The sequence below is a fragment of the Micromonospora sp. NPDC049102 genome (assembly GCF_043197485.1).
Lineage (GTDB): Bacteria > Actinomycetota > Actinomycetes > Mycobacteriales > Micromonosporaceae > Micromonospora.
The window spans coordinates 169,086-181,203 of sequence record NZ_JBICTE010000006.1 but is presented as its reverse complement, the minus strand read 5'-3'; the positions used below and the strand labels follow the sequence as shown (position 1 = coordinate 181,203).

Sequence of the window (12,118 nt, the reverse complement as noted above, 5' to 3'; positions counted from 1 at the left end):
TCCGGTGCCGCCTCGCGACGTGCCACACCCAGCTCCACGCCACGCGTCTCGTCCGACTGCCGGCCGACCTCCGTGGCGCGTCCCGCTTCCGCCGTCGGTGGCCGACGCGGCCGGCCGACCGTCCTGTCTTCGCTTTTCCCTCGGTCCTCCCCCACACGGACATCATCACCGTTCGGCGCGCGCGAGTGGTCCACAACGCTGCACCGGGCGTGTCGTGCGGAGACGCTGCCCGCCGGACCCCGCCCGGCGGGCAGCGGGGAGGCGACCCTCCCCGCACGTCCTTTGCTCTGCTTCAACCCGCGCAACAGTTCGGTCACCCGACTGTTGCCTGGGTTGAAGCAGAGCAAAGGACGCTCCGAGCACCCGCGCCACCGGTACAGACCAGAGCCCACGGCCCAGCCGCAGCGCGCCAGCCCCGGCTACGGCCACCGGTGCCGACCCGCTGGCCAGCGGGTCAGGTCATGTTGGCGAGGAACTCGCTGTAGAACAGGCCCAGGGCGATGGCCACGCCGATGCCGGCGATGATCCAGAACCGGACCACGATGTTGACCTCGCTCCAGCCGGCCAACTCGAAGTGGTGCTGCAACGGGGACATCCGGAACACACGTTTACCGGTGGTCCGGAAGGAGATGATCTGGATCACCACGGACATCGTGATGATCACGAAGAGCCCGCCGATGATCGGCAGCAGCAGGATGGTCCGGGTGGACATCGCCATGCCGGCGATCAGGCCGCCCAGCCCCAGCGCTCCGGTGTCACCCATGAAGATCCGCGCCGGGGACGTGTTCCACCACAGGAAGCCCACACACGCCCCGGCGGCGGCCCCGGCTATCAGCGCGATCTCCAACGGGTCACGGACCTCGTAGCAGTACGGCTGGGTGTAGCTCGGGTCGGCGCACCAGTGGCGGTACTGCCAGAATGCGATAAGCGCGTACGCGGCGAGCACCATCACCGACGCGCCGGTGGCCAGACCGTCCAGGCCGTCGGTGAGGTTGACGCCGTTCGTCGCGGCCATCACCACGAAGATGAAAATGATCACCGCGCCGACCTTGCTGACCTCCAGGAAGTCGATGTCCCGGATGAAGCTCAGCGTGGTGCTGCCCACGGTCTGGGTGTTGGTGGCGTTGCCAGTCGCGTCGGTCATCGTGCTCGGGAACCACAGCGCGATGACGCCGAAGACCGCGCCGACCAGGATCTGACCGAGTAGCTTGCCCCGCTTGTTGAGGCCGGCGCTGTTGCGCTTGCGCACCTTGAGGAAGTCGTCGAGGAAGCCCACCGCGCCGGAGAACACCATCAGCCCCAGCAGCACCAGCGCCGTGATGGTCGGCTCCACCTGCGCGATCTGCGCGTCCGGCAGCGTGGTCAGGGCCAGGTGGCCGGCCACGTACGCGATCACCGTGGCCAGGATGAAGACCACGCCGCCCATCGTCGGCGTGCCCTTCTTGCCCTGGTGCATGGCCGGACCGTCGGACCGGATCGGCTGGCCGGCCTTGAGCCGGGTGAACACCTTGATCGCGATCGGGGTGCAGAACAGCGAGACGACGAAGGCCACCCCGATGGCGACGATGATGGCCCTCATCGACTGGCCTCCTCGGCGGCGTCGGCGCGCAGGGCGTCGGCCACCTCCCAGGTCCGGTACCGGGAGCCCTTGACCAGGACGACGTCGCCCGGCCGTAGCTCGCCCCGCAGCACCTCGACGGCCGCCGCCTGATCGGTGAGCAGCACCGACTCTCCTCCCCAGTTCGCTACCGCTGTCGCGCCTTCGTGGATCGGCGCGGCCGGCTCGCCCACCACGAGCAGCCGGTCGACACCCAGCTCGGCCGCGAGCCGGCCGACCTCGGCGTGGCCGTCGCGCTCGAACGGGCCCAACTCGGCCAGGTAACCGAGCACCGCGACGGTACGCCTCGCACGGCCGAGGCTGGCGAGCGCCCGGAGCGCGACCGCCATCGAGGCCGGGTTGGCGTTGTACGAGTCGTCGATGACCGTCACCCCGTCGGGCCGGTCGAAGACGTCCATCCGCCGGGTGGACTTCAGCCCCAGCTCGCCGAGCGCCGTGGCCAGCTCGGCCAGCGGCATGCCCAGCTCCCGGGCGACCGCGGCGGCGGCGAGCGTGTTGCCGACCTGGTGGCGGCCGGTCAGCACGAGCCGCACCGGCGCGCTTCCCTCCGGCGTGACCAGGGTGTACGACGGATGGCCCCGCTCGTCGAGCGTGACGTCCTCGGCACGCAGGTCGGCGTCCGGCGCCTCGCCGTAGCGGACCACGCGCGCCCGCGTGCGGCTCGCCATGGCGTCCACCCGGGGGTCGTCGGCGTTCAGCACAGCCAGCCCGTCGGACGGCAGCGCCTCGACCAGCTCGCCCTTGGCCTGGGCGATGGCCTCCTGCGAGCCGAACTCGCCGATGTGCGACGTGCCGACGTTGAGCACCACCGAGATCCGCGGCGGCACCAGCTCGCACAGGTAGCGCACGTGCCCGATGCCCCGGGCGCCCTTCTCCATGACCAGGTAGCGGGTGTCCGCCCCGGCCAGCAGAGCCGTGTACGGGTGGCCCAGCTCGTTGTTGAACGAGCCGGGCGGCGCGACCGTGGCACCGAGCCGGGCCGTGAGCTGCCCGATCAGGTCCTTGGTGGTGGTCTTGCCGGACGAGCCGGTCACCCCGATCACGGTCAGCTCGGGCAGCCGGGCCACCGCCGCGCGGGCCAGCTTGCCCATCGCGGTCAGGGCGTCGTCGACCAGCACCATCGGCACCCCGGGCACCTCGCGGGTGCCGAGCACCGCCACCGCGCCGGCCTCGACCGAGGTCGCCGCGTAGTCGTGCCCGTCGACCTTCTCCCCGGGGAACGCCACGAAGAGCGAACCGGGCCCGACCTTGCGCGAGTCGAACTCGACCGAGCCGGTGACGGTAACGGCCGGATCGGCGGCGACGAGCCGCCCGTCGACGGCCGCGGCCACCTCGGCCAGGGTCAGGGCGATCACCGCTGACCCGCCCGGTCCGCGAAGCGCGCCCGCAGCGCGTCGGCCAACTCGATGCTGTCGTCGAACGGGAACACCTCGCCCGCCACCTCCTGGCCACGCTCATGCCCCTTGCCGAGCAGAGCGATCACGTCGCCCGGTTCGGCCAGCCGGACCGCCTCGTCGATCGCGTCCCGGCGACCGGCCACCTCGATGATCCGCGCCGCCGTGCCGGCCCGGTACGCCCCGGCGAGCACCTCGGCGCGGATCTCGGCCGGGTCCTCGGTACGCGGATTGTCGTCGGTCACCAGCACCACGTCGGCCCCCTCGGCGGCGGCGGCCCCCATCACCGGCCGTTTGCCCCGGTCCCGGTCCCCACCGGCGCCGATCACACAGATCAGGCGTCCGGCGCTCAGCTCACGCAGCGCGGCCAGCGCCGCCACGATGGCGTCCGCCTTGTGCGCGTAGTCGACGACACCGCGTACCGGCCCGGTGACGTCGACCAGTTGCAGGCGACCGGGCACGCCACCGCAGGCGGCCACACCGTCGGCTGCCGTCGCCGGGTCGACCCCGGCGCCCACCAGCGCGGCGATGGCCAGCAACGCGTTGGCCACGTTGTGTCGGCCGGGCAGCGCCACCCCGGCGGACACGACCACGCCGTCCGGGCCGTGGGCGGTGAAGCGCTGGGCGTACCCCTCGCCGTCGACGTCGTCGGCCCACCACGTCGCGGTCGGGTCGCCGGCCGCCGAGTAGCTGACCGTCGCCGGCTTGTAGAGCGGCGTCAGTGCCGGGTCGTCCTGGTTGAGCACCTCGACCGCGCACCGACCGTCGAAGAGTTGCGCCTTCGCGGCGAAGTAGTCGGCGCTGTCGGCGTGAAAGTCCAGATGGTCGGAGCCGAAGTTGGTGTAACCGCCCACGGCGAAGCGCACCCCGCCGACCCGGCCCATGGCCAGGGCGTGACTGGAGACCTCCATGACCACGGCGGTGACTCCACGCTCCCGGGCGGTGGCCAGCATCGCGTGCAGGTCGGTCGCCTCGGGGGTGGTCCGCACGCTGTCGATCACCAGGTCGCCGAGACGGGTCTCCACGGTGCCGATCAGCCCGGTGGTGTGCCCGGCGGCGCGCAACCCCGACTCGACCAGGTACGCCGTGGACGTCTTCCCGGCCGTGCCGGTGATGCCGATGACGGTCAGGTCGGCGGTCGGGTCGCCGTAGACGGCCGAGGCCAGCTCGCCGAGCGCCGCGCGCGGGTCGGGTACCACCAGGGCGGGCAGGCCGCTCGCCGCCGCCAACTCGGCGCCGGCCGGGTCGGTCAGCAGGGCCACCGCACCGGCCTCGGCCGCGCCGACGGCGAACTCCGCGCCGTGTCGGCGGGCGCCGGGCAGGGCCGCGTACAGGTCGCCGGGGCGGACCTCCTGGCTCGCGTGGGTGGCACCCGTGACGACCACGTCGGCGGCGTCCGCCGGTAGGTCGACGGCGAGCCGGACGGCGAGATCACCGAGCCGGACGCCGGTCACGGTACGTGGATTGCCGGGCACGGCGTCAGACCCTACCCGGTCGTCCGGTTCCGGCCGCACAGCCGCCCCGGTGGTTCGTCGGCACTCACCGATGATGTCGCGCCTGCGCTGGTCAGCGCGGATAGACCACGAACTTCGGTGCCGAACCGGTCGGGGACGGCGGCACGCGGTAGTGACGCAGCGTGAACTGCATCATGTTCCGGAAGGCCGGGTTTGCGATCGCCGCGCCTCCGCCACCCGGGGCGTACACGAAGACCGCGATCACGTACCGGGGCTTCTCGGCGGGGGCCATGCCGATGAAGGAGGCCACCTCACCCGGCTGCTTCTTGCCGTCGACCAGACGCCAACCGGTGCCGGTCTTGCCGGCGACCCGGTAGCCGGGGACCGCGGCCGTGGTGCCGGTGGCGCCCTCGACAGTGGTGACCGCCTCCAGCATGGTGCGCAGCGCCGCCGCGTTCTGCGGGCTGAGCACCGAGCGGGTGACCGGCGCCGGCGCCGGGGTGTGCTTACCGTCCGGCCCGATCGTCTCCTTGACCAGGTGCGGCTGCACGTACGTACCGTCGTTGGCGATCGCGGCGTACGCGGCGGCCATCTGCAGCGGCGTGGCGTCGACGCTGTGCCCGATCGGCACCGACCCGTACGACGAACCGCTCCACTCGTCGGCCGGCAGCAGCCGGCCGCTGGCCTCGCCGGGCAGGCCCTCACGGGTGGGCTGGCCCAGCCCGAACCGCTTCTGGTAGTCGATCAGTCGTTCCTTGCCGAGCTTGTCGGCGACGGTGATGGCGCCGACGTTCGACGAGAAGGCCAGCATGCCCGGCACGCTCATCTTCCGGCCGTTGGCGGGGTGCGTGTCGGAGAACCAGGTGTCGCCCATCTTGATGCTGTTCGCGATCGGCAGCGTCGTGTCCGGGGTGATCACCCCCTCCTGGAGCGCCGCGCCGTAGGTGATCGCCTTGTGTACCGAGCCCGGGTCGACCACGAAGCTGGTCGCCGCGTCCTCCCGGGCGACCGGATCGCTGTCCCCCGGCTTGGCGGCGTTGTAGGTGGGGTCACTCGCCTGCGCCCGCACCTCGCCGGTGGCGACGTCGATGATCACGGCCGCGGCGGTCGCGCCCTTCTGCCCCGCCATCCCCGCGCTGAGGATCTGCTGGCAACGGAACTGGAGATCCCGGTCGATGGTGAGCGCGATCGAGCTGCCCGGCTTGGCGGCGGTCGTCTTGCTGTAGCCGCCGGGGATCGGCGCGGCCAGGTCGCCGAGGCCCGCCTCGTACACCCGGCGGCCGTCCTGCCCGGAGAGCAGGTCGTCGTAGCGGGCCTCCAGCCCTTCCAGGCCGTCCATGTCCTGGCTGGTGAAGCCGATCAGGTTGGCCGCCAGGTCACCGCCGGGCACCTCGCGGCGCTCGTCGCGGTGCACCCCGATGCCGGCCAGGTCCAGCGCCAGCACCTGCTTGGCGGTGGGAATCTCCACCCCCCGGACCAGGTACTCGAAACGGGACGCGTTGCCGTTCTCCAGCTTGCGCGGCTTCATCAGCTCGGCGAGCTTCGACGCCGGGATGCCGAGCAGCGGGGAGAGCGCCTTCGCGGTGGCGGCCGGATCCTTGATCAGGGTCGGGTCGGCGAACACGTACCGGGCCTCGACGCTGTGGGCCAACGGCTCGCCCCGGAAGTCGTAGATCGCGCCGCGCGGCGCGGGCAACTCGACCGTGCGGGTCCGGGCGGCGACGCCGCCTCCGGCGTACGCCGGAGCGTCCACCGTCTGGAGAAAGATCAACCGCACCCCGATGACGACGAAGAGCGCCAGGGTGAGCGCGGTGCCCAGGCGCAGCCGCAGCCGCGGGTCGGCGAGCTTCGGCGGGCGTGGCGGCTTGCGGGACGGTCGGCGGGCGGCCGGACGGTCGGTGCGGCGTGGTGCGCGCGGCGTGGTGCGGCGGCGCGGCGGCGGCTCGTCGCCGGCCGGGCCGCGCGGGGCGACGGTCCGTACGACGCCGCCCCGGCCGGCCGCCGGAGCGTCCCGTCGGCCGGAGCGGGCGGCGGCCCGGCCGCCGTCGAGCACCTGCAACGCCGGCCGGAACGGATCGCCGGACCGCGTGCTGCCACGAGGGGTACGCCGCTGCTCCGTGTTCGCGCCGCGCGCGGGCGTTCCACGTTCCTCGCGGACCGTCCGACCCCTCGGGGTGTACGCCCGAGCGCCGGAGATGCCACCGATCCCCTGCCCACTCGTGCGCGACTCGGAGTCGGTGGCGTCCCGCGCAGAACCGCGCCGGGACCCCGTGGGGTCCCGGCGCGGTTCGTCCGACCTTGGTGGCACCGGTCAGCCTCCCGCACCCTGGCTGGTGACCGACGGCTCGCCGGTCGCCGGCTTCGGCACGCCGATCGGCTTGCCGTCCGGCATCCGGATGTACGCCGGCTCACCGGCGTCCACCAGGCCCAGACGACGTGCCTCGGCGGTCAGGTTCCCCGGCGCCTTGGCGTCGGCGATCTCCTTGTCGAGCTGCTGCTTCTCCAGGTCCAGTCGGGCCTGCTGCTGCTGCAGCTTCTCCAACCGGAACGCGTTCTCATTGATCTTGGTGTTGACCGCCAGGATGCCGAAGACCCCACCGACGACCAGCAGCACGATCAGCGCCGCGAACGGCGCACGCGGCACCGACACCGGCGGCGGCGGCGCAACCCGCAGTCGCGGCGAGCGGGCGGTCGCCGTGGCGGTCGCCTTCTCGGCCGGACGCAGCGCGGCGCTGCCCTGGGTGGGGAACTCGCGCGCCCCCCGGGCGCGAGTCTCCCCCTGCCGGTTGACCCGATCGATGCGTGGCGTACCGTTCCCCACGCGCGGGGCTCGCTCCGCCGCGGTCCGGCCCCCCGACCGCGGTGCGCGCTGCCCGCCGCCGGTGATGTCCCGGCGGTCGCGCTTGTCAATGTTCATGTCCCCTCCCCCTCTACATCCGTCCCTCTGCCGTCCGCCGGCGCCGCTGGATCCCCCACGGATCCCGCTGACCCCGTCCCCGGTTGGTGCATCGCCTTCACTCGTCGGCGGGACCGTTCGCGGTCGGTCCGCCCCTGCTCCGTCGCGTTCGGGTCGAGTCGCTCCGCGGCCCGCAGCCGCACCGAGGCGGCGCGCGGGTTCGCGGTGACCTCCGCCTCACCGGCCAGTTCGGCGCCCCGGCTGAGCAGCCGGAACGTCGGACCGGACCCGGGGAGCTCGACCGGGAGGTCGACCGGGCCCTTACTGCGGACCCGGTCCGCGAGCGCCGCCTTGGTGAGCCGGTCCTCCAGCGAGTGGTAGGACAGGACCACCATGCGACCGCCCACGGTCAGTGCGTCGAGCGCGGACGGCAGCGCTGTCTCCAGCGCTGCCAGCTCTCTGTTTACCTCGATCCGTAACGCCTGAAACGTTCTCTTTGCCGGGTGCCCACCCGTTCGTCGGGCTGGTGCCGGAATCGACTCCCGAACCAGCTCCGCCAGGCGCGCGGACGAGGTGATCCGGACGCGCTCGCGCTCCCGGATGATCGCCGAGGCGATCCGGCCGGCGAACTTCTCCTCGCCGTACACCCGCAGCACGCGTGCCAGGTCCGGATGGCCGTACGTGTTGACCACCTCCTCGGCGGTCACCCCCCGGGTCTGGTCCATCCGCATGTCCAGAGGCGCGTCCTGCGCGTACGCGAACCCGCGGTCGGGCGCGTCCAGTTGCAGCGACGAGACACCCAGGTCGAACAGGATCCCGTCGATGCCCGGATAACCCAGCCGTTCGAGCACCTCGGGCAGCTCGTCGTAGACGGCGTGCTCCAGGTGCACCCGGTCGGCGAACCGCGCCAACCGCACCCGTGCGTGGGCGAGCGCCTCGGTGTCCCGGTCGAGCCCGATCAGGACCGCTTCCGGGTGTGCCTCCAACACCGCCTCCGCGTGCCCGGCCAGGCCGAGCGTCGCGTCGACGTGCACCGTCCGGCCGCCTCGACCCAGCGCGGGGGCCAACAGCTCGAGACACCGCTCGAGCAGCACCGGCACGTGCGTGCCGCGCAACTCCCCCATGACGACCCCCACTGGTTGAAACGTCCGTTCTTCTCGCGCGCCTGCCGTGAAACGGCGCTGCCGTCGTACCGCCAGATCCCCATCCGCTCCCGCCCGACACCGACTCTCGCCGGATGACTGGATCGTGCGCCTGGCACCGGGGAAGTGATGCCAGGAACTCGAAAGCGGCTGGAGATCTCGCAGTACGTCGGGCGCCGTTCCGCCCTACAGGCCGCCGGGCAGCACCCCCTCCTCGATGTCGGCGAAGTCGTCTTCGCTCTCGGCGAGGTAGGTCTCCCAGGCGGTCTTGTCCCAGATCTCCACCCGCGTGCTCGCGCCGATGACCACCAGGTCACGGTCGAGCGCCGCGTACGCACGAAGGTGCGCCGGAATCGTCACGCGACCCTGCTTGTCCGGCACCTCGTCGTGCGCGCTCGCGAAGAAGACCCGGCTGTAGGCCCGGGCCGCCTTGTGTGTCATCGGCTGCGCGCGCAACTGCTCCGCTATCCGCTGGAACTCGGGTGTCGGAAAGACATAGAGGCAGCGATCCTGCCCTTTTGTGACCACGACACCCCCCGCCAGCTCATCCCGGAACTTGGCCGGAAGGATCAGCCGACCCTTTTCGTCGAGGCGTGGGGTATGGGTGCCGAGGAACATCGGCCCAACCCCCTCGCCCTTGAGCGGCGTTCGCGGCGCCGCTGACCCCCCGGGCCGGTGAGCCCTCCCGGCCTCACCATTGGGCCCCACTCTACTCCACTTCCCTCCACCTGCAACCAGATTCGCCCGCGTGGCGCGTCCGATCCGCTCGCAAAACAGCACGTCACAGGGGGTGGAGCGCAGTGGAGGGCCCGGGCGCCCGCCCGGCGTGGTCCGCTTTCCGACATAGATCGACTCCGTCCGGTGGAGCGCGGGCCGACCTCCCGCACGAACGCCACGGCCGAACGGTTCCCCGTCGGCGGCGATCTGGCGAGGCGGGCGGTCCGGTAACCTCGCTCGCGTGACGGACGCGAAAATGCCCCTACGGGCCAAGGTGGCGAGCTCCGTGTCACGGACCGCCGCGGCGCTCTCCCGGGCCGCCGGTCGTGGCGACGGTTCGGTGATCGGCGGGTGGATCGGGCTGAAGATCGACCCGGACCTGCTGGCGCACCTGTCGGCCGGACGCGCCATCGCGCTCGTCTCCGGCACCAACGGCAAGACGACCACCACCCGGTTGACCGCCGCCGCGGTCGGCGTGCTCGGCCGGGTCGCCACCAACTCCTTCGGCGCCAACATGCCCAGCGGGCACACCTCGGCGCTGGCCAAGGCCGGCAGCACCCCGTACGCGGTGCTGGAGGTCGACGAGCACTACCTCGCCCAGGTCCTGGAGTCGACCGAGCCGCACGTTGTCGCGCTGCTCAACCTCTCGCGCGACCAGCTCGACCGCGCCAAGGAGGTCGCCATGATGGCGCAGCTCTGGCGCGCGGCCCTGGTGCGGCACACCAACGTGCGGGTGGTGGCCAACGCCGACGACCCGATGGTGGTCTGGGCCGCCACCCCGCCGGCCGACCCGGCCCGCGGCATCAACCCCCCGCACGTGACCTGGTTCAGCGCTGGCCAGCGCTGGCACGACGACTCCTGGGTCTGCCCCGAGTGCGGCTCCACCATCGCGCGCTCCGGCGACCAGTGGTGGTGCACCGGCTGCGCCCTGCGCCGCCCGGAGCCGCACTGGGTCGTCGAGGACGAGGGCGTGCTCGACCCCACCGGGGCCTGGCACAAGGTCTCCCTCCAACTACCCGGCAAGGTCAACCTGGGCAACGCGGCGACCGCGCTGGCCGTGGCGTCCGAGTTCGGCGTACGCCCCGTCGACGCGGTGTCCCGCCTCGGCATCGTCACCTCGGTGGCCGGCCGGTACGCGCAGGTCGACAGGGACGGTCGCAACATCCGGCTGCTGCTGGCCAAGAACCCGGCCAGCTGGCTGGAGGCGTTCGACATGGCCGACGAGGCGCCGACCCTGCTCTCCATCAACGCGCGCGACCCCGACGGGCTGGACACCTCCTGGCTGTTCGACGTCGACTTCGCGCCGCTGCGCGGCCGGCAGGTGTTGATCACCGGCGACCGGGCATACGACCTGGCGGTTCGGCTGGACGTCAACGACGTGCCCTTCCAGCACGTCCGCACGTTCGACGACGCCGTCCGGTCGGTCCCGCCCGGGCGGCTGGAGGTCATCGCGAACTACACCGCGTTCCAGGACATCCGAGCGGAGTTGGACCGTGTCAACTGAGAGCCTGCGCATCGTCTGGATCTACCCCGACCTACTGTCCACCTACGGCGACCGGGGCAACGCGCTGATCCTGGCCCGGCGGGCCCGCCAGCGCGGCATGCCGGTCGAGGTACTGGAGGTCCGCTCCGACCAGCAACTGCCCGCGACGGCCGACATCTACCTCGTCGGCGGCGGCGAGGACGGCCCGCAGGCGCTGGGCGCGCAGCGGCTCCTCGCCGACGGCGGTCTGCACCGGGCGGTCGCCCAGGGTTCGGTGGTCTTCGGCGTCTGCGCCGGTTACCAGCTGCTCGGGACGTCCTTCTTCGCCAAGGGCGTGCAGTGCCGCGGCCTGGAGCTGCTCGACCTGCGGTCCGACCGGGGCGAGAGCCGGGCGGTCGGCGAGTTGGCCGGTGAGATCGACCCGCGGTTGGGCCTGCCGGCGCTGACCGGTTTCGAGAACCACGGCGGGCGTACCCACCTCGGCCCGGAGGTCTCCCCCCTGGCGCGGGTCACCGCCGGGATCGGCAACGACGGTGCCACCGAAGGCGCCTGGCGCGGCAAGCTCCTCGGCACCTACTCGCACGGTCCCGCGCTGGCGCGTAACCCGGCCCTGGCCGACCTGCTGCTGCGCTGGGCCACCGGGGCACACCAGCTCCCGCCCCTGGACGACGCCTGGCCCGACCGGCTCCGCAACGAGCGCCGTTCAGCGGTGGCCGCCGCCCGGGCATGATCCGTACCGTCCGGCGGCTGCTCCGGCAGCCGTCGGCCGCCCGGTTCGCTCTGCTGGTCGTCCTGATCGGCGCGTGCGGGGTGCTGCTGCTCCTGGCGCCCCGACCGGACCCGGCGCGGCTGCCGGCGCTCGCCGACCAGTTGGGTGACTTCGCGCCGGTGGCGGCGATCCTCGGCGGCGCGCTGCTGCTGGTCGCGCTGGTTCCCCGTACCTTCGTCACGCTCGCCGCGGGCGCGATCTTCGGCCCTCTGGAGGGCGCCGCGTACGCCCTGGGCGCGGCATTGGTGGCCGCGGCGATCGGGTTCACGATCGGCCGGCTGCTGGGCCGGGAGTTCGTCGCCGAACGGGTACGCGGTCGGTTGGCACGCCTGGACGGCTGGTTCGCCCGGCAGAGCGTGTTCGGGGTGGTCACCGTCCGGCTGCTGCCGATCGCCGGCTTCGGCCTGGTCAGCTACGGCTACGGCACGACCGGCGCCCGGGTGCTGCCGTTCCTGGCCGGCAGCGTCATCGCCTCCGCGCCGACCGCCTTCGGGTACGCGGCGATCGGCGCGGCCGTCAGCTCCCCCGGGCACGTCAACTGGTACGCCGCCGCCCCCGCCAGCCTCGGTCTGATCGCCAGCGTCGTGCTCGTACACCAGTGGTGGCGCGCCGAACGACGTCGCCGGCAAATCCCGGCCTAACCGC

At 72.6% G+C, this 12,118-nt stretch carries 10 protein-coding genes; 3 read left to right on the top strand and 7 right to left on the bottom strand.

What is annotated here, in order from left to right:
• Positions 1-454 precede the first annotated feature (454 nt).
• The 7 genes from mraY to mraZ form a co-directional block, all read right to left on the bottom strand.
• Complete coding sequence (gene mraY / locus ACGFH9_RS09505) at positions 455-1,579, bottom strand: phospho-N-acetylmuramoyl-pentapeptide-transferase (RefSeq protein ID WP_234591416.1); 1,125 nt, start codon at positions 1,577-1,579, stop codon at positions 455-457.
• Positions 1,576-2,973 (bottom strand): UDP-N-acetylmuramoyl-tripeptide--D-alanyl-D-alanine ligase, encoded by a 1,398-nt coding sequence (murF, locus tag ACGFH9_RS09500; protein WP_393217128.1) that lies wholly within the window; start codon positions 2,971-2,973, stop codon positions 1,576-1,578. The genes mraY and murF overlap by 4 nt, the downstream gene beginning before the upstream one ends.
• Positions 2,970-4,526, bottom strand: coding sequence for a UDP-N-acetylmuramoyl-L-alanyl-D-glutamate--2,6-diaminopimelate ligase (locus tag ACGFH9_RS09495; protein WP_393217127.1), 1,557 nt, complete (start codon positions 4,524-4,526; stop codon positions 2,970-2,972). Before ACGFH9_RS09495 ends, murF begins: the two co-directional genes overlap by 4 nt.
• A gap of 52 nt (positions 4,527-4,578) precedes the next feature.
• Positions 4,579-6,774 (bottom strand): peptidoglycan D,D-transpeptidase FtsI family protein, encoded by a 2,196-nt coding sequence (locus tag ACGFH9_RS09490; protein ID WP_393217126.1) that lies wholly within the window; start codon positions 6,772-6,774, stop codon positions 4,579-4,581.
• A gap of 3 nt (positions 6,775-6,777) precedes the next feature.
• Positions 6,778-7,383 carry a septum formation initiator family protein gene (locus ACGFH9_RS09485; protein ID WP_355236633.1) on the bottom strand — a complete coding sequence of 202 codons (606 nt, stop codon included), beginning with the start codon at positions 7,381-7,383 and terminating at the stop codon, positions 6,778-6,780.
• Positions 7,380-8,486, bottom strand: a complete 1,107-nt coding sequence (rsmH, locus tag ACGFH9_RS09480) for a 16S rRNA (cytosine(1402)-N(4))-methyltransferase RsmH (RefSeq protein ID WP_393217125.1) — start codon at positions 8,484-8,486, stop codon at positions 7,380-7,382. The genes ACGFH9_RS09485 and rsmH overlap by 4 nt, the downstream gene beginning before the upstream one ends.
• A gap of 204 nt (positions 8,487-8,690) precedes the next feature.
• A complete protein-coding gene (gene mraZ / locus ACGFH9_RS09475) occupies positions 8,691-9,122 on the bottom strand; it encodes a division/cell wall cluster transcriptional repressor MraZ (protein WP_393217124.1) in 432 nt (143 codons plus the stop codon).
• A 355-nt stretch (positions 9,123-9,477) separates the two neighbouring features.
• Between mraZ and ACGFH9_RS09470 the strand changes: the two genes are divergently transcribed.
• The 3 genes from ACGFH9_RS09470 to ACGFH9_RS09460 are packed head-to-tail and all read left to right on the top strand — an operon-like array spanning position 9,478 to position 12,114.
• Entirely contained in the window at positions 9,478-10,725 is a 1,248-nt protein-coding gene (locus ACGFH9_RS09470; protein ID WP_355236993.1) for a MurT ligase domain-containing protein, read from the top strand.
• Positions 10,715-11,434 carry a glutamine amidotransferase gene (locus tag ACGFH9_RS09465; RefSeq protein ID WP_355236627.1) on the top strand — a complete coding sequence of 240 codons (720 nt, stop codon included), beginning with the start codon at positions 10,715-10,717 and terminating at the stop codon, positions 11,432-11,434. Before ACGFH9_RS09470 ends, ACGFH9_RS09465 begins: the two co-directional genes overlap by 11 nt.
• Positions 11,431-12,114 carry a VTT domain-containing protein gene (locus ACGFH9_RS09460; RefSeq protein WP_355236624.1) on the top strand — a complete coding sequence of 228 codons (684 nt, stop codon included), beginning with the start codon at positions 11,431-11,433 and terminating at the stop codon, positions 12,112-12,114. Before ACGFH9_RS09465 ends, ACGFH9_RS09460 begins: the two co-directional genes overlap by 4 nt.
• Positions 12,115-12,118: the final 4 nt, after the last annotated feature.

Coding starts and splice junctions, on each gene's coding strand:
- mraY (WP_234591416.1), bottom strand. CDS start 1,579: ATGAGGGCCATCATCGTCGCCATCGGGGTGGCCTTCGTCGTCTCGCTG.
- ACGFH9_RS09485 (WP_355236633.1), bottom strand. CDS start 7,383: ATGAACATTGACAAGCGCGACCGCCGGGACATCACCGGCGGCGGGCAG.
- rsmH (WP_393217125.1), bottom strand. CDS start 8,486: ATGGGGGAGTTGCGCGGCACGCACGTGCCGGTGCTGCTCGAGCGGTGT.
- mraZ (WP_393217124.1), bottom strand. CDS start 9,122: ATGTTCCTCGGCACCCATACCCCACGCCTCGACGAAAAGGGTCGGCTG.
- ACGFH9_RS09470 (WP_355236993.1), top strand. CDS start 9,478: ATGCCCCTACGGGCCAAGGTGGCGAGCTCCGTGTCACGGACCGCCGCG.
- ACGFH9_RS09460 (WP_355236624.1), top strand. CDS start 11,431: ATGATCCGTACCGTCCGGCGGCTGCTCCGGCAGCCGTCGGCCGCCCGG.